This is a genomic window from Pseudomonas fluorescens (assembly GCF_002022275.1).
Taxonomy (GTDB): Bacteria; Pseudomonadota; Gammaproteobacteria; order Pseudomonadales; family Pseudomonadaceae; genus Aquipseudomonas; species Aquipseudomonas fluorescens_AJ.
The window spans coordinates 60,067-77,720 of record NZ_MSDF01000051.1; the positions used below are offsets into that span (position 1 = coordinate 60,067).

14 protein-coding genes and 1 pseudogene are annotated in these 17,654 nt (G+C 59.4%); 11 read left to right on the top strand and 4 right to left on the bottom strand.

Features of this window, described 5'->3' with window-relative positions:
- The first annotated feature begins 2 nt into the window (after positions 1 to 2).
- Positions 3 to 137: a hypothetical protein gene (locus BFW87_RS32465; RefSeq protein WP_003191171.1), complete on the top strand. Its 135-nt coding sequence runs from the start codon at positions 3 to 5 to the stop codon at positions 135 to 137.
- Here BFW87_RS32465 and BFW87_RS24895 read toward each other — a convergent pair.
- The 3 genes from BFW87_RS24895 to BFW87_RS24905 all read right to left on the bottom strand — a co-directional run bounded on the left by BFW87_RS24895 (position 128) and on the right by BFW87_RS24905 (position 6,388).
- The gene (locus tag BFW87_RS24895; RefSeq protein ID WP_078742364.1) at positions 128 to 1,480 is read right to left on the bottom strand and encodes a cation:proton antiporter; all 1,353 of its coding nucleotides are present in this window, start codon (positions 1,478 to 1,480) and stop codon (positions 128 to 130) included. The genes BFW87_RS32465 and BFW87_RS24895 overlap by 10 nt on opposite strands.
- Positions 1,481 to 1,569: 89 nt before the next feature.
- Positions 1,570 to 5,361 carry a hypothetical protein gene (locus BFW87_RS24900; RefSeq protein ID WP_139372492.1) on the bottom strand — a complete coding sequence of 1,264 codons (3,792 nt, stop codon included), beginning with the start codon at positions 5,359 to 5,361 and terminating at the stop codon, positions 1,570 to 1,572.
- 94 nt (positions 5,362 to 5,455) lie between these two features.
- Entirely contained in the window at positions 5,456 to 6,388 is a 933-nt protein-coding gene (locus tag BFW87_RS24905; RefSeq protein WP_078742366.1) for a LysR family transcriptional regulator, read from the bottom strand.
- 113 nt (positions 6,389 to 6,501) lie between these two features.
- Here BFW87_RS24905 and BFW87_RS24910 point away from each other — a divergent pair, with 113 nt between their 5' ends.
- From BFW87_RS24910 to BFW87_RS24945, 8 genes are all read left to right on the top strand, one after another.
- The gene (locus tag BFW87_RS24910; RefSeq protein ID WP_078742367.1) at positions 6,502 to 7,485 is read left to right on the top strand and encodes an aldo/keto reductase; all 984 of its coding nucleotides are present in this window, start codon (positions 6,502 to 6,504) and stop codon (positions 7,483 to 7,485) included.
- Positions 7,486 to 7,547: 62 nt separating this feature from the next.
- Complete coding sequence (locus BFW87_RS24915; RefSeq protein WP_078742368.1) at positions 7,548 to 8,303, top strand: CDP-diacylglycerol diphosphatase; 756 nt, start codon at positions 7,548 to 7,550, stop codon at positions 8,301 to 8,303.
- 30 nt (positions 8,304 to 8,333) lie between these two features.
- Complete coding sequence (locus tag BFW87_RS24920) at positions 8,334 to 9,323, top strand: DUF3443 family protein (protein WP_078742369.1); 990 nt, start codon at positions 8,334 to 8,336, stop codon at positions 9,321 to 9,323.
- 309 nt (positions 9,324 to 9,632) lie between these two features.
- Complete coding sequence (locus BFW87_RS32470) at positions 9,633 to 11,627, top strand: aminotransferase class I/II-fold pyridoxal phosphate-dependent enzyme (RefSeq protein WP_078742370.1); 1,995 nt, start codon at positions 9,633 to 9,635, stop codon at positions 11,625 to 11,627.
- 24 nt (positions 11,628 to 11,651) lie between these two features.
- The gene (locus BFW87_RS24930; protein ID WP_078742371.1) at positions 11,652 to 12,506 is read left to right on the top strand and encodes a transporter substrate-binding domain-containing protein; all 855 of its coding nucleotides are present in this window, start codon (positions 11,652 to 11,654) and stop codon (positions 12,504 to 12,506) included.
- Positions 12,506 to 13,210: an ABC transporter permease gene (locus BFW87_RS24935; protein WP_078742372.1), complete on the top strand. Its 705-nt coding sequence runs from the start codon at positions 12,506 to 12,508 to the stop codon at positions 13,208 to 13,210. Before BFW87_RS24930 ends, BFW87_RS24935 begins: the two co-directional genes overlap by 1 nt.
- Before the next feature lie 7 nt (positions 13,211 to 13,217).
- Complete coding sequence (locus BFW87_RS24940) at positions 13,218 to 13,916, top strand: ABC transporter permease (protein WP_078742373.1); 699 nt, start codon at positions 13,218 to 13,220, stop codon at positions 13,914 to 13,916.
- A complete protein-coding gene (locus BFW87_RS24945) occupies positions 13,913 to 14,911 on the top strand; it encodes a DMT family transporter (protein ID WP_078742374.1) in 999 nt (332 codons plus the stop codon). The genes BFW87_RS24940 and BFW87_RS24945 overlap by 4 nt, the downstream gene beginning before the upstream one ends.
- Here the strand turns inward: BFW87_RS24945 and BFW87_RS32380 are convergent.
- Positions 14,867 to 15,406, bottom strand: a pseudogene (locus BFW87_RS32380) (TetR/AcrR family transcriptional regulator); the annotation flags it as partial. The gene BFW87_RS24945 and the pseudogene BFW87_RS32380 sit on opposite strands and share 45 nt — an antisense overlap.
- Positions 15,407 to 15,495: 89 nt before the next feature.
- On the opposite strand from BFW87_RS32380, the gene BFW87_RS24955 reads away from it, so the two are divergent.
- Positions 15,496 to 16,494 (top strand): succinylglutamate desuccinylase/aspartoacylase domain-containing protein, encoded by a 999-nt coding sequence (locus BFW87_RS24955; protein ID WP_078742376.1) that lies wholly within the window; start codon positions 15,496 to 15,498, stop codon positions 16,492 to 16,494.
- Between the two features lie 297 nt (positions 16,495 to 16,791).
- Positions 16,792 to 17,556 (top strand): N-acetylmuramoyl-L-alanine amidase, encoded by a 765-nt coding sequence (locus tag BFW87_RS24960; RefSeq protein ID WP_078742377.1) that lies wholly within the window; start codon positions 16,792 to 16,794, stop codon positions 17,554 to 17,556.
- Positions 17,557 to 17,654: the final 98 nt, after the last annotated feature.

Here is a 17,654-nt window from a genome sequence, read left to right on the forward strand (position 1 = left end):
TCATGTCAAAAGAATTGGATGAAGAACTCAACGATCCGGGCAATGAAGACCCTGGATCGTTGATGGACGATGCCGAAGTGCCGCTCAATGATCTGGATGAGGCGGCCGACGTGGGTAATACCGAAAATCAGGACTGATCTGTCACCCTGGCACGTCGTTCATACCACGCCAGCATTGGCTGGGTACTCAACCCATGAACGACGATGCTCAGGGCGATCACCGACAAGGTGAGGTTCACCGCCACTGCACTGCTGGTGCCCATCAACCCGTGGTTGAGGGCGTAAAACAAGTAGTAAATGCTACCGATCCCGCGGATGCCGAACCAGCCCATCAACCCGCGTTGCTGCCGATTGATCAGGCTGCCCCACGGCATGGCGAACACGCTAATCGGGCGAATCACGCAAAACAGCAACGCCGCCACCGCCAATGCCCGCCAATCCCAATGACTGGCCAGGACAATCCCCAGCACAGTCACCAGAAAGACTTCCATCGAGCGCTCCACCAAACCGCCGAATGCGAGCATGTCGCCCATCATCACGCCCGCGGCAATTTGCGTATCCGCCAGTTGAGTGGTGTCGCCTTGCAAAGCGTTTTTCGGTTCGACTTCCAGATGGCCTACCACTGGCAATGCCAGGTGTTCGGACGGAATTTCGGCTTTGCCGCTGGACTTGAACTCGGCCTGGCGCAGGCCCAGCCCGGCGGCAAATACCGACAAAAACCCGTAACCACCCACGGCTTCCGCCACCACGTACGCCAGGGCAATCAGCGCCAGCGTCAGGTAGTCGTTGGGTGACAAGGTGCTGTCGGCATTGCTGATGCGCATCCGCAGCGTCACGCGCCCAATGCCCCGGCCCATCCAGTAGCCGATCAACAACCCGGCCGGCACGGCCCACAGCAGGTTTTTCAAGACCCAGCCGCCGAACCAGTCGCCGTCGAACCCGCCGTGCTGCATGAACAGCAGGGCGAAGATCACAAAGGGAAAGGCGGTGCCATCGTTCAGGCCGGCTTCACCGGACAGGCCAAAACGCAGCGCGTCGTAGTCCTGGGCGTTGTTGACCTGCACCAGCCCGGCCAGCACCGGGTCGGTCGGCGCGAGTATGGCGCCCACCAGCAGGGACACGCCCCACGACAACTCGAACAGGTAGTGCAACGCCAGACAGGTACCCAGAATGGTCACGAGCATTACTGGCCCGGCCATGCCGAATGCAATGCGCCAGGTCCGATGGCGCAAGGGCAGGCGCAGTTTCAAGCCGCTGACGAACAGCGAAAACAGCACCGCGACTTCGGTCAGGTGCTCCATCCAGCGCGCGGAACCTTTCATGTCCAGGTGCAGCAAGTCCACGCCCAACGGCCCGATGACCACCCCGAGCAACAGGCACACTGCTGAAGTGGTCACCGGCATCCAGCGTAAATAAGAAGAGGTCAGTGCGAGGGTCAGCAAGACAGCGCCGAGCACGGCCAACCATAGAATAAAAGTCATCGTGCGAGCACCGGGGCCGTGGTCTGTTCAGATTGGAGGACGACGGCCGGGCGCAGGTTCAATGTGATTTTATCGCTGTGGCGGTTTGCCTACACAGGTGCGGGCAGGGACCGGATACTGGACTCCAGGGCGCTGGAAGGCGTGAACACCATGTTGTAGCCCCCGCTTGTGGTTGAGTCCATAAACGCTTGAACGCCTTTTTGCTGGTCAGGGCCTAGCTTATAGACACTGGCGTTGCCTGCCGTGGCAGGCGTGACTTTGGTACCCCCTAGCGCATGGTCCAGCGCGTTGGAGTTGGAGTGATACAGGTATAACTGGCCATCAGGCGATTTTTGAATGTAGGCAACATGAGACATGTTGCCCTTGTTGTAACCCACTCGGTTAATAAACGTGACGACGCCTGACTCTGTGATATCGGCCGTGTTGAAGGTGCTTTTAAGTGTCTGCGGCTCAATCTTCAACACGCGCTTATAGTGCTGCGTTCCGCCACCTTTGAATTCGGGAAGGAGGCGGTTGTAGGCGGTCTGCGTGATTTTTTTGTCGGCTTGAGCGCTGCGTAATGCCGTGGCGTAACAAATGCTGAATTTCTCATCTTTACCAAGCGTGCGATGCATCGTATTGAGGTTGTCACTCAGTTCATCACTGGACAGCACCTTGGGTTTGAAATCCTTCAGCGCTGGCCCGTAGGGTTGACGGGTCGCCGGGTTGATGGCGTGCCAATTGCCCGTTCCCTCGTCAAGCCGGGCAACGATCGCGACGTCCTCCAGCGCATTGGCCGGTTTGATCACACCCTCGGCAATCCCCGGGGTTTTCACCAGTGCTACCGGGTCGATTTTGCCGAAGACGTTTTGCACGGTTGTCAAGCCATTGCGCGCGGTGGTTACTGCCTTGCGGCCGGTGTTTGCCACGCCGCGTGCCAGATCATCGATGCCACTCAATGGGTTGAGGCTGCCGATCGCCGCGCGTCCGACTATTTTGGCGCCATGGGCCAGTTTGCCAAACGCTGAAACACCGGCTTGCAAAGCCTTGGCACCCTTAGCCGCAGCACCCAGGCCTACCACAAAGCCAAAGACGTCCAGGGTGAGATCGATAATGCCTTCGCCGATGTTGCCGTTCGCAAAATTCTTGATCGCCGACCTCAAAGGAATCAGGTTGAGCATGAACTCATGGGCTTTTTTGTAGAACGGCACTTCGGTATCGAAGGTGGTACTTCCCAGGGCAAGTTCCCTCAACGACCGGATATTTATCTCTTTCATCATGGCGTCTGCAATATAGGCGCTTTTCGCGCTGCCGAAACTTTTCGGAGGGGCACGTCCCCAGCGCTTTTCCTCGGCTAACCCTTCAGCGTAGACGCCTGAGGGAACCACCTCTTGAAAACTCCTGCCCGGCTCGCGCACGCCCGTTGGATAGTCCCCAGGTTCGACGTCACCCAAGTCGGTACGCTTGATGATCTTGTTGTTTTTAAGATCTATTTCGTAGGTGTTTATGTTGCCGTCGACTTCAGTCTTCACCAGTAAGTTGCTGCCTTCGGAGGCTGGCCTGGATGTTTTGGTGCGACTGTAGGCTTCGTAGCTGTTTTTCCATTCTTTAAGAATTGTGATTTTCCCGAACTCAAGATTTTCCCGGTCTTTGAGTGGCAGCTTTGAAATCAGGTGCTTCACCTGTGTCGCCGAACTTTTTTCAGACTGCGCGCAAAAGTCTGTGAATGCGTTATCAAACAGGTTCGACAAGCGAGGTAGATCTTTGAGTTTTCCAAGCACCTCGCTGATGTTTATATCAGTGGATGAGGACACCCATTGGCTGGTCGTTGGAAGTGGCTTGAGCCGGCCCCTTACGCCGACAATCCGCCTTTGCACCGCCGGCGTGGAGCCGTACTGGCTGCGCCCATCCATGTAAAGGTCGAGCACCGAGTAGGGGCCGGGGAAATCTTGATGAGCGGGTTTCACGGTGATGCACTTTTTGTCGAAGAGTGCGAGGTCCATCTCCGGCAAGGCTTTTTTCAACTGTTCAATGGCAATCTCCCGCGCCTCCGGTACCGGCGTTTTCTGTGCGTTGCTGGCGCTTTGCAGCGCCTGGATCTGTTCGTTGTAAGCCTCGCGCACCGCGTTTAGCATTGAGTCATTCAGCGCATAGTCAAAACCATTGGCAGATCCCCAGTCCCTCAACGCATTGGCCTGCGCTGCATATTCGATCTCGCGCTCGCGCGCAGAGATAGGCGCTACATCCGCCGCCAGCATCACCTGGCCGTAACTCATCATTGCGGTTGCCCCAGGGGCTTGGGCTTCGATACGTTCTACGGCGGTGACAAAGCTCACCCAACTGTGAGAACCCGGGGTGACGGAGGAGGGGATGTCCTTCACGAGAAATTCCGGTGCCCGGCCGGACAGCAATACGTGGGCCTGAATATGCGCTTTTTCGATGCTGGAGGCCTTGCCGGCTTTCAGCAGGTGAGCGGCCAGGTCTTTGACGATGGTTGGCGCGCTCTTGCCGTCATTGGCGGTCGAGGAAAGCGGGTAACCGGCAACCCATTGTCTGGACTTCAACTTGAGGAGTGCCGGCGTTCCATTTACCTCGTCGTTCTGATCTGCACTCAACGCTGCGAGCAACCAGTCAGTGGCACTGCCTTTGACATTGCGCTGGTCGAATTTGGCTTGGATGGCTTTCCCCAATGCGTCGCCTTTGGGCGACTGGACCAATGCGTCGATCAACAGTCTCGGATTGTTCGCCTGCGCAGCGGAGATCGGTGAATGTTGCAGCAAGTATTCCAATACGTTTTTGAACGGGCTCAAGTCGATGTCACCGAACTTACCGTGGCGAATATCAGCGCGCAATTGGCGCTGGCTGGTCGAATCCAGCGGCATTGGCCAATCGAGAGCACCTTTGTAATTGCCATTGATCGGGCTCACTGCTTCTGGCCTCGACAAGGCAGTGGCCAGATTCTCCATTTCTGCCTGGTCTGCAGGTACATCCAGGTCATTGTCTTGCAGAAACTGATTGAGGCTAGTGTCGTTCCATTTATCCAGATGAAGCTGGCTGTAAGTGCTACCCGGAGCGATATTCACTTTATTGGTGTTCAGGTAGTGGGGGATCTGGCCGACGGTTCGGGTGCCCTCCTTCAGAAAGTTGATGAAGTACCGTAAAGACTGAGCAACGTCCTGGCGGATGCGCAGGTTTGCGATGTGCTTTTTTTGCTCTTCAAGCCTCTCTTCGCTGCGCGATTCGATCAAGGCTGAAAAGTGAGCGGGTTCGAGTACGGGGAAAGGCTCGCCCTGTTGAAGTTGCGCCGCGCGTTGCTGGGTTTGAGGGATAAAAAGACCCTCGTTTTCCCGGTAGAACCGCTGTACCAGCCACAAGGGTGCTGTTGTGCTGTGCTCGGTCAGCGCCGGTTTATAGCTACGAAAGGTAGACCCGCCGACGACTTTTGCTGCGGCAATGACCGGGCCGCAGACCTTTGACCACATTGGGTCATCCAGGCCACGCGCGTGCACACCGGGCCTGCCGAGATGGCGCTGGAATTCAAAGGTAACTTGCCCCGAGGTCGGGTTGATTTTAAGCGTTTGGGGATTGATACCCAGATGACGCATCCACTCGGCGACATTCGGCGACTCAAAGGCTTGCCCGAGCTGTGACCACCACTGACCAAACGTCGAACTCGACGGGATATTTTCGATCATCAGCGAGATGTCGTGGTTTACGACGCCGGTACTGCGAGCGAGTGCCTGGCCATACATAACTGCCAGCTCACGGTCTCCCTTCTCACGGGGAGGGAGGTCTGAGGGTTCCACCGTTGTTTCGCGTTTTTGCCGGTTGAGCGTTGGCTCGGCAGAATTCCTGGATGTTATGTACTGCAGGTTGGAGGGAGCGAGGGAAACAGACGGCATGATCAGTTCTCATCAGGGACGGAAAAGTTTTCGCCACGTGATGGCGTAAGACTCTGTGTCCAAACATCCTGAGACGATTCCCTCGGATTTGCGTTCAAACGTTTCCGGTTTTTACCGCCTGAGCCGCCAGCGCGCGCAGGCGAATCAAATCCACCAGTTGACGCAGCCCAGGCTGTGACTGGCGGCGGCTGGGGTAATACAGGCACAGCGGGGCACCGATGCAGGCCCAATCGGGCAAAACCTCTACCAGGCGTCCGTCCGCAAGCTCTTGCTGCACACGGTGTTGCAGGCAGTAGGCGATGCCTACACCTTGCAGCGCCGCGTCGACAATGGTCTGGGTGTCCGCCGCGCTGAAATGGCCGGGTGCATCAATGCGTTGTTGACGGGCGCCGTTACCCAATTCCCATTTGTAAGTGGTTTTATCGCCCAGATACATGCGCACGCAGGAGTGCTGCAGCAGGTCGGTGGGTATTTTCGGTGTGCCGGCACTTTCCAGATAGGACGGGGAGGCGACCATGACCCAGCGCAATTCACCGGTCAATGGCACAGCCACCATGTCCTGGGGCACGGTGGCGCCATAGCGGATACCGGCGTCGTAGCCTTCTGCGACGATATCGATCATGCGGTCTTCCACCATCACATCCAGGCGCAATTGCGGGTAGGCACGGGTGAATTCCCCCAGAATCGGCGAAACCAGCAGAACGGCCGCGTCCCTTGGCACATTAAGGCGCAGGCGGCCAATAGGTGCTTCGCGGTACAGCTCCAGGGTGTCGAGCCCGTCCTGGATCGTGGCGAAACCCAAAGTGAGCTTTTCAGCCAGCAGGCTGCCGGCGTCGGTGGGTTCCACGGCGCGGCTGGTGCGGTAGAGCAGTTTCACGCCCAGACGGGTTTCGAGGTTGCGCATGGTGTGGCTCAGCGCCGAGGTGGTCACCCCCAGTTCATGGGCGGCATGGCGAAAACTGCGGCGCCGGATAATCGCCATGAACACATTCAGGTCTGCCAATTCGGAACGATTGAACGCCGCCATTTCAAGCCTCTTTTGTAGGGGTTCGGTTGCATGGGGCGTTGAGCCCTATTCAACCTCGGATGATCTAGAGTAATTGCTTTTCTAAGCAATGTTGTAGGCAGAGGGTTTTTTTTATGAGTATCGAGACCATCCGGATCTCCGGCATCCAAAAAGCGGTTTCGCGGATTGCGCTCGGTACGTGGTCCATGGGCGGGCATCTGTGGGGTGGTGCGGATAACGAGCAGTCGATCCGGACCATTCGCCATGCGTTGAGCTGCGGCATCAACCTGATCGACACCGCGCCGGTGTATGGCCTGGGCCTGTCCGAAGAGTTGATCGGCAAGGCCCTGCGCGGGGTGCGCCACAGTGCGGTCATCGCCACCAAGGCCGGCCTGCAATGGGATGACGGCACCACCCGCCGCAATGCCACTGCCCAGCGCATTCGCAAGGAAGTTGAGGACTCCCTGCTGCGCCTGGAGACTGACTACATCGACCTGTACCAGATTCACTGGCCCGACCCGTTGGTGGCCCAGGAGGAAACCGCCGAGGCACTTGAGCGCCTGCGCCGCGAGGGCAAGATTCTCGCCGTCGGTGTGAGCAACTATTCCACCGTGCAAATGGACGATTTCAGCGCGCACACCGCACTCGCCACCGTGCAGCCGCCCTACAACCTGTTCGAGCGCGCTATCGACAGCGACATCCTCCCGTATGCCAAACAACACTCCCTTGTGGTACTGGCCTACGGCCCGCTGTGCCGGGGGTTACTGACCGGCAGCATGCACTCGGCCACCAGCTTTGCCGGTGATGACGTGCGCAAGCTTGACCCCAAATTCAAGGCGCCACGCTTCGAGCAATACCTGGCGGCGGTCACGGCGCTGGACATGTATGCCCGCGAGTGCCACGGCAAATCGGTGCTGGCGCTGGCTTTGCGCTGGGTGCTGGATCAGGGCCCGACCATCGCCCTGTGGGGCGCGCGTCGGCCGGAGCAATTGAAAGGCTATGAAGAAGCGTTTGGCTGGCATCTGACGGCCGATGATTTGACCCATATCGACCGGATCCTCGCCAGCACGATAAAAGATCCGATCGGGCCGGAATTTATGGCCCCCGCAAAACGTTAACCCTAGCGACAGGGATGTCAGCGATAAAAATAACTGACATTTCTGTACGTTGAGGTTTTTGCATGAAGCGCGGTGCCGTATTCACAATTGCGGGTGGTTTGCTCTGTGGGCTGGTGTTTGTCGGGGTCTGGAAGTGGCGGGGTAACCCCGACGCCCTGTGGCACATCGTCAGCCAGCAATGTGTGCCTGATCAGCAGCAGCGGCAAAACCCCAGCCCGTGCCTGGAGGTCGACTTGGACCGTGGCTACACGCTGTTCAAGGACCAGAACGGCCCCTTGCACGATCTGTTGATTCCCGTGGACAAAGTCAGCGGCATCGAGGACCCGGCACTCAGCCGGTATTTGCTGCCGCATTACTTCGCCCAGGCCTGGCGGCACCGCAATGTGTTGTCCGACGGCTTGAAAAAGCCGATTCCGGATCAGTTCGTCTCGGTGGCGATCAACTCTCGGTATGGCCGCAGCCAGAACCAGCTGCATGTGCATATCGCCTGCCTGAACCCGGACGTGTTCAACACCCTCACTCAGCAAAGCGCCGCCATTAATGAGCAGTGGCGTGTGCTGCCGACTCGACTGAACGGGCATACCTATGCCGCCCGCACACTCTCGGCGGCGGACGCCGATACGCTCGACCCGCTGGAAGTCTTGCGTGCATACGTGGATGCCAGAGCCGATGTCATGAGCGACTACGGCCTGCTGATGACGCCTCGCGCCGATGGCAGCCTGCTGTTGTTGACCACCCAGCTGTCGTTGACCGAACTGAACCTGGGTTCTGCCGGTGAGCTGCAGGACTATCGCTGTGACTTGATGAACCAGCTGTAAGCCTTCTTAACCTGACTTGGAACTACCTCCATGCGTTTGACTGTGTTGGCCTCGCTGTTCCTGTTCGCCGGTGGTGCCCAAGCGGCTACCCGCGAAGTCGTTCCGATCCACAGCGCGACCATGGCCAATGGTGACTTGCGCTACAGCGTCACTTTGAAGATCGGCGGCACTTCGGTGGAAACCCAGTTCGACACTGGCTCGGTGGGCTTGCGTGTACTGCCCGGCGTATTGAAACCCCAGGATGCGGTAGCGGGGAGCACGCCGGCGAGGATCCAGTACGGCAGCGGCGTACGCCTGAGCGGCACGCTGGCGACCGCCAACGTCAGCCTGGGCAATGTCACCGCGCAAGTGCCGATGCAGTTGGTGGACAGCATCAGTTGCAGTGACGCGCGGCCCAAATGCTCGGCCTCGAAGGTCGGCACCAAAGACTTCCTGATGGGCGGCAACCCCCTGCGCGGTGAAGGCTTCAAGGCGATCCTGGGCGTCGGCATGCTGCGCAATCCGGCGTCCAACCCGTTGGTGGCCATGGGCGGCCGCTGGCTGGTGGTATTGCCCCGGCCGGGGCAGAGCACAGGGCAGTTGATCATCAACCCCACGGCAGCGGAAACCCAGGGCTTGCGCACCATCAGCCTGCAGCGCATCCCGGTGAAGCCGGGAGATGCGAGCGCGTATTGGAAAGACCACGGCGTGCAGGGTTGCCTGCAACGTCTGGACACCCACCAGCAGGTCTGCGGCAACAGCATTCTGGACACGGGCGCGGCGGGGTTTCATATCTACGCGGATGCCTTGCAGCCCAACTGGCCCGTGGGCACGCCTGCGCATTTCAGCCTGACCCTGGGCGATGGCAGCCAGATGGGCCAGCACTTCAGGGTCGACAATCGTGGCGGGCGTTATGTGCGCTACATCACCGCGCAAGGCGAACATAACTTCCACGGGATCAATGCGGGCTTGCTGACCTACTTCGATAACGCGGTGCTCTATGACCAGGCGGCCGGGACCATCGGCCTGAAAGCGCGCTGATTCCAATCTGAAATGAGATAACGGTGGGAGCTGGCTTGTGTGGGAGCTGGCTTGCCTGCGATGCCGGCGACTCGGTCTATCAGGCAAGCCGGGGTGATGCCATCGCAGGCAAGCCAGCTCCCACATAAGTCCGGCTCCCACACCACAGTTGCGATAGGTAAATTTCATTCACGACCTGTTTGAGCGATAAACGACACCCCCTCAAACTTAGCCATTGAACGACTGTTCAGTTTGAACTATGTTGACCGCATCCACCCGCTTTCACGAGAGCGGGTTCGCGCTTTTTCTTCTTGAACGAGAGGCTCTGGCATGCGGTTTTCCCCCTTCGCCGAACGAATTGCAGGGCAGGGCGTCGCCGCCTGGGACATCCACCACGCCGCGTTTCATGCCGCAAGCCAGGGCGAAGACATCATCATCCTCAGCGTCGGCGACCCTGACTTCGCCACGCCCTCGTTCATCACCGATGCCGCCGTGAGCGCCTTGCGCGATGGCGACACCCATTACACCGAAATCCCGGGCCGCCCAGCGCTGCGCGAGGCGATCGCCGCCCGCTACAGCAAAACCCTGTCACGCCCGCTCAACGCCGACAACGTCATTACCGTGGCCGGTGCGCAAAACGCGCTGTTCGTCACCTCGCTGTGCCTGTTGCAGGCGGGTGATGAAGTGCTGGTGCTCGACCCGATGTACGTCACCTACGAAGCCACGCTCAAGGCCAGTGGCGCGACGCTGGTGCGCGTGCCGTGCTCGCCGGAATCGGGCTTTCGCCTGGATGCGCACTTGCTCGCCGCCGCCATCACACCGCGCACCCGGGCGATCTTCTTTTCCAACCCGAACAACCCGACCGGCGTGGTACTCAACCCACAAGAACTGCAAGCCATTGCCGACCTGGCCATCGCCCATGACCTGTGGGTGGTGGTGGATGAGGTCTACGAAAGCCTGGTGTTCGACGGTGACTACCACAGCCTCGCGGCGTTGCCGGGGATGGCTGAGCGCTGCATCGTCATCGGCAGCTTGTCCAAATCCCACGCGATGACGGGCTGGCGGATCGGCTGGATTGTCGCCGCGCCAGAGATGGTCGTACACGCCGAAACCCTGGTGCTGAGCATGCTTTATGGCTTGCCGGGTTTTGTCATGGAGGCGGCCACGGCAGCGGTGCTGGCCCATGATCAAGTGACGGTCGGCATGCGCGAAATCTACCGCCGCCGCCGTGATCTGGTGGTGGCGGGGCTCAGTGCTTGTCAGGGCATCAAGGTGCAAGCGCCGCAAGCGGGCATGTTTGTGCTGGTGGACATACGAGGCACCGGCCTGGGCTCGCTGGATTTTGCCTGGCGGTTGTTCCGCGAAGCCGGGGTTTCCGTATTGGACGCCGCCGCGTTCGGTGAACCGGCGCAGGGCTTTGTGCGGTTGTCCTTCACATTGGGCGAAGACCGCCTGGCCGAAGCCTGCCAGCGTATCGCCGCGTTTGTCGCCAAGCTGGCCGGCGAGCCTCGTCTCGCGCCGGCGCCCAGAATCGAAGTGGTGCAACCCGCCGAAGCGAGGAAGATGATCGAAGTCATCGACTTGCACAAACGCTTCGGCAATATCGAGGTGCTCAAGGGCATTTCCCTCACCGCCCACGAAGGCGAAGTAATCTCGCTGATCGGCGCCAGCGGTTCGGGCAAAAGCACTTTGCTGCGCTGCATCAACATGCTCGAAGTGCCCGACCAGGGCAGCATTCAGGTGGACGGTGAAAGCATCAAGCTCAACTACGGCCGCCCCGGCGCGCCACTGGTGGCGGACGCCAAGCAACTGGTGCGCATCCGCTCCACCCTGGGCATGGTGTTCCAGAACTTCAACCTGTGGCCGCACCGCACGGTGCTCGAAAATCTTATAGAAGCCCCCACTCAGGTACTCCGCGAAAGCCGTGCCGAGGCCATCGAGCGCGCCGAAGCCTTGCTCGACCGCGTCGGCCTTGCCGCCAAGCGCAACGAATACCCGGCGTTCCTTTCCGGTGGCCAGCAACAGCGCGTGGCGATTGCCCGTGCGCTGGCCATGCGTCCCAAAGTCATGTTGTTTGACGAACCCACCTCGGCGCTCGATCCGGAGCTGGTGGGCGAAGTACTGCGGGTGATCCGCTCGTTGGCCGAGGAAGGCCGCACCATGATTCTGGTGACCCATGAAATGGCATTTGCGCGGGATGTGTCGTCCAAAGTGGCTTTTTTGCACCAAGGCATGATCGAGGAAAGCGGCACGCCGGACTCGGTGTTTATCGACCCACGCAGTGAACGTTGCCGACAGTTCGTCAACGCGCATCAAACTCGCTAACTCCAAAAAAAGACGGGGCAAATCATGAAATCCAGAAGCATGGCAACGTGGTTGAGCAGTGCAGTATTGATGTTGGCCGCAGGTTTTGTGCAGGCGGCGGAAAAGCCCATTGTGTTTGCGGTAGCAGCGGAACCTTACCCGCCGTTTACCGTAAAAGGCGGCAATGGCCAGTGGTCCGGTTTTGAAGTGGACCTGATCCACAAGCTGTGTGAAGGCATGAAAGCCGAATGCCAGATCAAGGAAGTGGCGTGGGACGGCATCATCCCGTCGCTGCTGGCGAAGAAGATCGACGTGATTTTCTCTTCCATGTCGGTCACCGACGAGCGTGAAAAACAGATTGCCTTCAGCCGTGCTTATTACGACTCGCTGCTGGGCGTGGCCGGGCCCAAGGGCGCGACCGTGGACATTACGCCTGAAGGCCTCAAGGGCAAGTTGATTGGGGTGCAGATCTCAACCGTCAGCGCCAATTACCTGAAAAAGTATTACGAAAACATCGCTGACCTTAAGTACTACGACACCCAGGAATCGGCCAACGCCGACCTGATTGCCGGGCGCATCGACTACATGATGGCTGACGACACCGCCATCGCGATGATGGTCAAAACCCCGGAAGCCAGTGGCCTGGCCCACATCGCCAGCGTGCCGTATGACCCGATCATCGGCCGTGGCGTCGGCGCCGGCTTGCGCAAGGAAGACACCGCGCTCAAGGCCCGTCTGGACAAGGCCATCGGCGAGCTGTTGGTGAGCAAGGACTTTGACGACCTGTCCCAGCACTACTTCGGCGTGTCCGTGAGCCCGTGCAAGCGCGCTGACACCCCGGCGTATGTGAGCAAGGTCTGCGACAGCCCGTACCAGCAAATCGCCCAGCAGAGCCAATAATGTTCGACCTCTTAAGCTTCGGCGAGCAAGGGTGGGGCAACGCGCTGCTCAAAGGGTTATGGATGACCCTGCAAATCTCCGCCGGCTCGTTTGCGGTGGGTTTGCTGATCGGTCTGGTGGTGGCCTGCGCCAAGCTCAGTGCGCCACGCCCGATTGCCCTGCTGATGCGCGGCTACACCACGGTGTTTCGTGCGGTACCGGAACTGCTGCTGATTCTGCTGCTGTATTACGCAGGCTCCATGGGCCTCAACGCGTTGATGCTGTGGTTGGGGTTTGAGCAGGTCAACATCAGCGGGCCGCTGGTGGCGATTTTGGTGTTGGGGCTGGTGCAGGGCGCTTACGCGTCGGAGATTTTCCGCGCGGCGATCCTGGCGATTCCCCACGGCCAGATCGAAGCGGCGCGCGCCTTTGGCTTGAGCGGCGTTGGCCTGTTCCGCCGGGTGACCTTGCCGATCATGGCGCCGTACGCCCTGGCCGGCATGTCAAACCTGTGGATCAACCTGATCAAGGACAGCGCGCTGATCAGCGTGGTCGGCACCAACGAGCTGCTCTACACCGCCAAGCAGGCCGCGGGTTCGACCCGCCACTATTTGCTGTTCTACCTCACCGCCGCCGCCTTGTATTACCTGGTGACGCTGGCTTCCAACCACCTCTCCGGGCGCCTGGAGCGACGTATTCGTCGCTGGATGCCGGTTGTCGAGTGAGGGATTCATGCCCGATTGGATAAGTTACTACGCCGCGTTGATCGCCAAAGGCTTGCAGACCACCTTGTCGCTGCTGGCCATTTCGGCGGTGCTGGGCTTTGGCCTGGCGGTGCTGGTGGCACTGGCGCGCCTGTCCCGGCGCAAGTGGCTGGCCCGGGGCGCGCTGGCGTATACCAGTGTGCTGCGCGGGACGCCGCTGCTGATCCAGATCTATATTTTTTACTACGGCCTGGGCAGCTTGTTTGCGCAGTTCCCGATGATTCGCGGCAGCTTTTTGTGGCCGTTTCTGCGCGACGGTTATTGGTACATCGTGTTTGCGCTGGTGTTGTCGGTGGGCGCGTACGTCGGTGAAGTGATTCGCGGTGGCCTGCTGGCGGTGCCCAAGGGCGAAATGGAAGCCGCTTCGGCGTTTGGCATGACCGCGCGCCAGGCGCTGCTGCGGGTACGCTTGCCACGGGCGATGCGCCTGTTGCTGCCGACGCTGGCGGGGGAAACCGTGATGCTGCTCAAGTCCACTGCACTGGCCTCGACCATTGCCGTGGTCGACCTGCTTGGCGCAGCCAACGTGGTGCGCGCGCAAACCTTGCAGATTTATCAGCCGTTGCTGTTGGTGGCCGCTGTGTATCTGTGCCTAACGTTCCTGATTGAAGGCGTCTATGCGATTGCCGAACGACGCGGCACGCCGCTGCGCAGGTCGGCCGGATGAAACAGGATCGCGCGCTGCAAGGGATTGCCCTGTGCTCACTGGCCTACGCGTTTCTGGCCTTACAGGATGCGGCGATCAAATGGCTGGTGGCCGATTACTCGGTATTCACCATCCTGTTCTGGCGCAGCCTGGTGGTGGTCGGCGCGTGTGTGATCGCCGGGCGCATGGGCCTGCTGCGCCGGGCCTGGACCTCGGCCAGCCGCACGCTGCTGATCATTCGCGGGCTGTTGTCGTTGCTGGCGTGGCTGCTGTATTACACCGCCGCCAAGGACCTGACCCTGGCGGAAATGACCACCCTGTATTTCTCCGCGCCGATCATGGTGACCCTGCTCGCGGCGCTGATCCTCAAGGAGCGCGCCAGCCGGGGCCAGTGGGTCTCGTTGATCATCGGGTTTGTCGGCGTAGTGATCGCCTGTCGGCCGAGCAACATGGTCGACCCGTTGCCCATCGCCCTGACCCTGGCCGCCGCGTTGTGCTGGGCGTTTACCTATATCCAGCTGCGCCAGGTTGACCCCACCACCTCGGTGCTCGAACAAATGCTGATCACTAACGTGGTGTTTGTGGTGTGCATGGCGGTGACCCTGCCGTGGACCCACACACCGGCGCCGACACCGGCTTGGCTGGGCATGTTGGCGGCAGGGTTGGTTGGCGGTATCGGTCAGTTTTTGCTGTTTGCCAGTTTCCGTCGCGCCACGGCGACGCTACTGGCGCCGTTCGAGTACACCGGGCTGATCTGGGCGTTCATCTTGTCGAGCCTGATCTGGGGCACGCTGATGGACGTTTCATTGATCATCGGCGCGGTGCTGATTGCCGTGAGCGGCACGCTGGCCATGCTCAGCGCGCGCCACCCCGAATCACAAGACGTGGTCGGCGCCGAATGCTCCGTGACGCAGCCCTTGTACCCAGCAACGGCAGATGTGCAGCCCGTTGGCGGGGCTGAAGGTGCCGGGGTTGAGGCACCCCTCAAGCCAGAGCCCGTCGAGCATCGCCGATAGGCCGATGGCGGCGAGGTGGCTGTCGTGGATAACGAGGTTCTCGCTGCGGGCCAAGTCGTCGAGCAGTTGCTGGATCAGGGCCAGGTAGGCGCGGTAGCTGTTCTCGTGGGACTGGTTTACGTGGGGCGAGTGGCGGATCAGGCTCCAGAACACCACCCACACGCCGAGCAGGTCGGGGTCCATCACCCTTGGCGAAAACGAGGCACTGAGGAACGCATCCAGACGCGCTGCGGCGCCGTCGGCCAGTTCGACTTGCTGCCAAAGGGCGCTGGTCAATTCACTGGCGAGCTTGTGGTAGGTCTCGGCAATCAAGGCATCGATGGTGCCGAAGTGGTGGTTGAGCAAACCCACGGAGACCCCGGCCTCTGCCGCGATGCGCCGTACGGAAATACCCGCATGCCCGTCGCGGGCGAGGCTGGTCAGGGTGGCGGCAATCAGCAGGTCCCGGCGTTCATCGGGGTCGGCGCGGCGCAGTTTGGGAGGGTCGATGCTCACGGGAATGCCTTTGATAAAAGCCAGAGCGTCAAGATTAGTTGAACGTGTGTTCAATCTCTACAGATAAAATGATCGGAGGAGGGCAAGGCATGGCAAAAGACCTTTCGTGGCAGGTCACCGGCGACGCTGGCAATACGCTGAACATCGGTGCCTGGCGCTTTGACGGTAACGGTAACGGGCCCTCGGTTCACCTGCAGGCCGGTGTGCACGCTGACGAGATCGCCGGGATGCTGGTGCTGCACCAACTGCTGCCGCGCTTGCAGGCCTGCCAGGCGCAGGGCTTGCTGCGCGGCAGTGTCACCGTGGTGCCGCAAGCCAACCCGTTCGGCATCGGCCAGTTTCGCCAGGGCAAACTGCTCGGGCGGTTCCATGAAGCCACCGGGCAGAACTTCAACCGCGCCTTCGACCATTCCCTGGCCATGGAGCGCCCGGCGAGCAACCTCGCACAGTGGCAAAAACAGCTGGTGCAACTCGCCGCTGACGCGGACCTGGTGCTCGACCTGCACACCGACGATGAAGCCTTGCCCTACCTTTACATCCACCGCCGTTTCTGGCCGGAACAAGGCCTGGCACTGGCGGCGGCGTTGCAGGTGGACGTGGTGATCGTCTGGGACGAAGGCGGCGACGGCTCTTTCGAAGAAACCATCATCAATCACGGCGCCCCGCGCCTGGCCGCAACGATTGAACTGCGCGGGCAAGCAGACGTGAGCGACGCACTGGCGCAGCAGGACGCCGATGGCCTGTGGGCTTGGCTGTGCGTGAATGGAGTGATCGACGAAGTGGCGGTCATCAACGAATGGCAGGGCGACGTGGTGGACATGGGTTGCATGGAAACCATCCTTGCGCCCTGCGCCGGCGTGCTGGTGTTCGAGAAAGGCCTGGGTGATTACGTCGAAGAAGGCCAGCCATTCGCACGGATTATCGCGCGCCCCGGCGACCCGGATTCCGAAGTCATCCTGCACGCAGCGCAGACCGGCCGTATGGTCACCGGCCACCGCGAACGCCTCGCAGCACAGGGCTCGGTGGTGGCCAAATTCACCGGCACGCGTTTATCCGACAGCTACAGCGGCGGTGTGCTGGACCCTTGACGCAATGCGTCGTTGCGATCACTAAGGGCTAGCACTCAATAACTCGGTAGGTGCAGCTGCAGATGTGTGGGCGCGCGCGTTCTGTGTCCCCAGGAGGGTTCAACCTGGCAAGTTTGTAAATGAAGCCAGTTGCGATTGTTGGTTATTTCGAATAAGCCTAAAAAACTGTCATACCTGACAGATGTGCGGCGCCAGTCAATCACTCAAATTAAGTAGCGCAGCACGAAAGACGCGTGCTGTGACAGTGAGGCACATCGGCTGACTAATTGTCGCTCGTTCAAATTAAAGGGACTTTTTATGTATAAGATTGACACCACCAGCTATCGCTCTGTTAAAGGATTTAACAGTCGAATTCGATTTCTTGTACTGCACTATACAGCGTGCAACTTCATAGACTCTATAAACGCATTGACAGGCGGCACTGTGAGCGCACATTACTCGCTGCCAGATCCTACCGACCAAACCTACATTAACGCAGGGTTCACGGGTATGACCATTTTCAACCTGGTCGACGAAACACAACGGGCTTGGCATGCGGGCGTCAGCAGTTGGGCCGGACGCAGTAACCTTAACGACACGTCCATTGGGATCGAGATGGTTAATCTTGCCACCGACAATAAAGGTGTTTTTACATTTCCGCCTTATAACCCCGTACAGATTGATGCAGTGATAGAGCTATTACAAGCCATCCTGAACCGTTATCCCGATATCACACCTCCCCAAGTCCTCGGACACAGTGATATTTCAGCTGGCAGGAAATCTGACCCGGGTGCTGCATTTCCCTGGAAAGAACTTTATAAGGCTGGAGTTGGAGCATGGTATGACGAGGCAACAAAGCAAAACTACGAGGTGCAATTTGATAATCTCTTACCGACGCAAGCGAATGTCTTGGCGAATTTGAGTCGATACGGGTATGACGTGTCTGGAGCAAACGTTCAAAAGAACTACGAGAATCTGATACGAGCCTTTCAACTGCATTTTCGCGCTAAAACGTACGACGGCGTGCTGGACCCTGAAACAGCGGCCATTCTGTATGCGCTGGTCGAAAAGTACTTTCCATGAAATGAAGGAGTCTGGCGTTGGATAAACAGGGGTGGCCACAAGGTGGCTGCCCATTTTTATTTACCGTATCGCGAAGACGAGAACCGGTTCGGCATTTG

Bases quoted from the DNA above. Each gene is read 5' to 3' on its own strand.
- BFW87_RS32465 (WP_003191171.1), top strand. From the start codon at position 3: ATGTCAAAAGAATTGGATGAAGAACTCAACGATCCGGGCAATGAAGAC.
- BFW87_RS24895 (WP_078742364.1), bottom strand. From the start codon at position 1,480: ATGACTTTTATTCTATGGTTGGCCGTGCTCGGCGCTGTCTTGCTGACC.
- BFW87_RS24900 (WP_139372492.1), bottom strand. From the start codon at position 5,361: ATGCCGTCTGTTTCCCTCGCTCCCTCCAACCTGCAGTACATAACATCC.
- BFW87_RS24905 (WP_078742366.1), bottom strand. From the start codon at position 6,388: ATGGCGGCGTTCAATCGTTCCGAATTGGCAGACCTGAATGTGTTCATG.
- BFW87_RS24910 (WP_078742367.1), top strand. From the start codon at position 6,502: ATGAGTATCGAGACCATCCGGATCTCCGGCATCCAAAAAGCGGTTTCG.
- BFW87_RS24915 (WP_078742368.1), top strand. From the start codon at position 7,548: ATGAAGCGCGGTGCCGTATTCACAATTGCGGGTGGTTTGCTCTGTGGG.
- BFW87_RS24920 (WP_078742369.1), top strand. From the start codon at position 8,334: ATGCGTTTGACTGTGTTGGCCTCGCTGTTCCTGTTCGCCGGTGGTGCC.
- BFW87_RS32470 (WP_078742370.1), top strand. From the start codon at position 9,633: ATGCGGTTTTCCCCCTTCGCCGAACGAATTGCAGGGCAGGGCGTCGCC.
- BFW87_RS24930 (WP_078742371.1), top strand. From the start codon at position 11,652: ATGAAATCCAGAAGCATGGCAACGTGGTTGAGCAGTGCAGTATTGATG.
- BFW87_RS24935 (WP_078742372.1), top strand. From the start codon at position 12,506: ATGTTCGACCTCTTAAGCTTCGGCGAGCAAGGGTGGGGCAACGCGCTG.
- BFW87_RS24940 (WP_078742373.1), top strand. From the start codon at position 13,218: ATGCCCGATTGGATAAGTTACTACGCCGCGTTGATCGCCAAAGGCTTG.
- BFW87_RS24945 (WP_078742374.1), top strand. From the start codon at position 13,913: ATGAAACAGGATCGCGCGCTGCAAGGGATTGCCCTGTGCTCACTGGCC.
- BFW87_RS24955 (WP_078742376.1), top strand. From the start codon at position 15,496: ATGGCAAAAGACCTTTCGTGGCAGGTCACCGGCGACGCTGGCAATACG.
- BFW87_RS24960 (WP_078742377.1), top strand. From the start codon at position 16,792: ATGTATAAGATTGACACCACCAGCTATCGCTCTGTTAAAGGATTTAAC.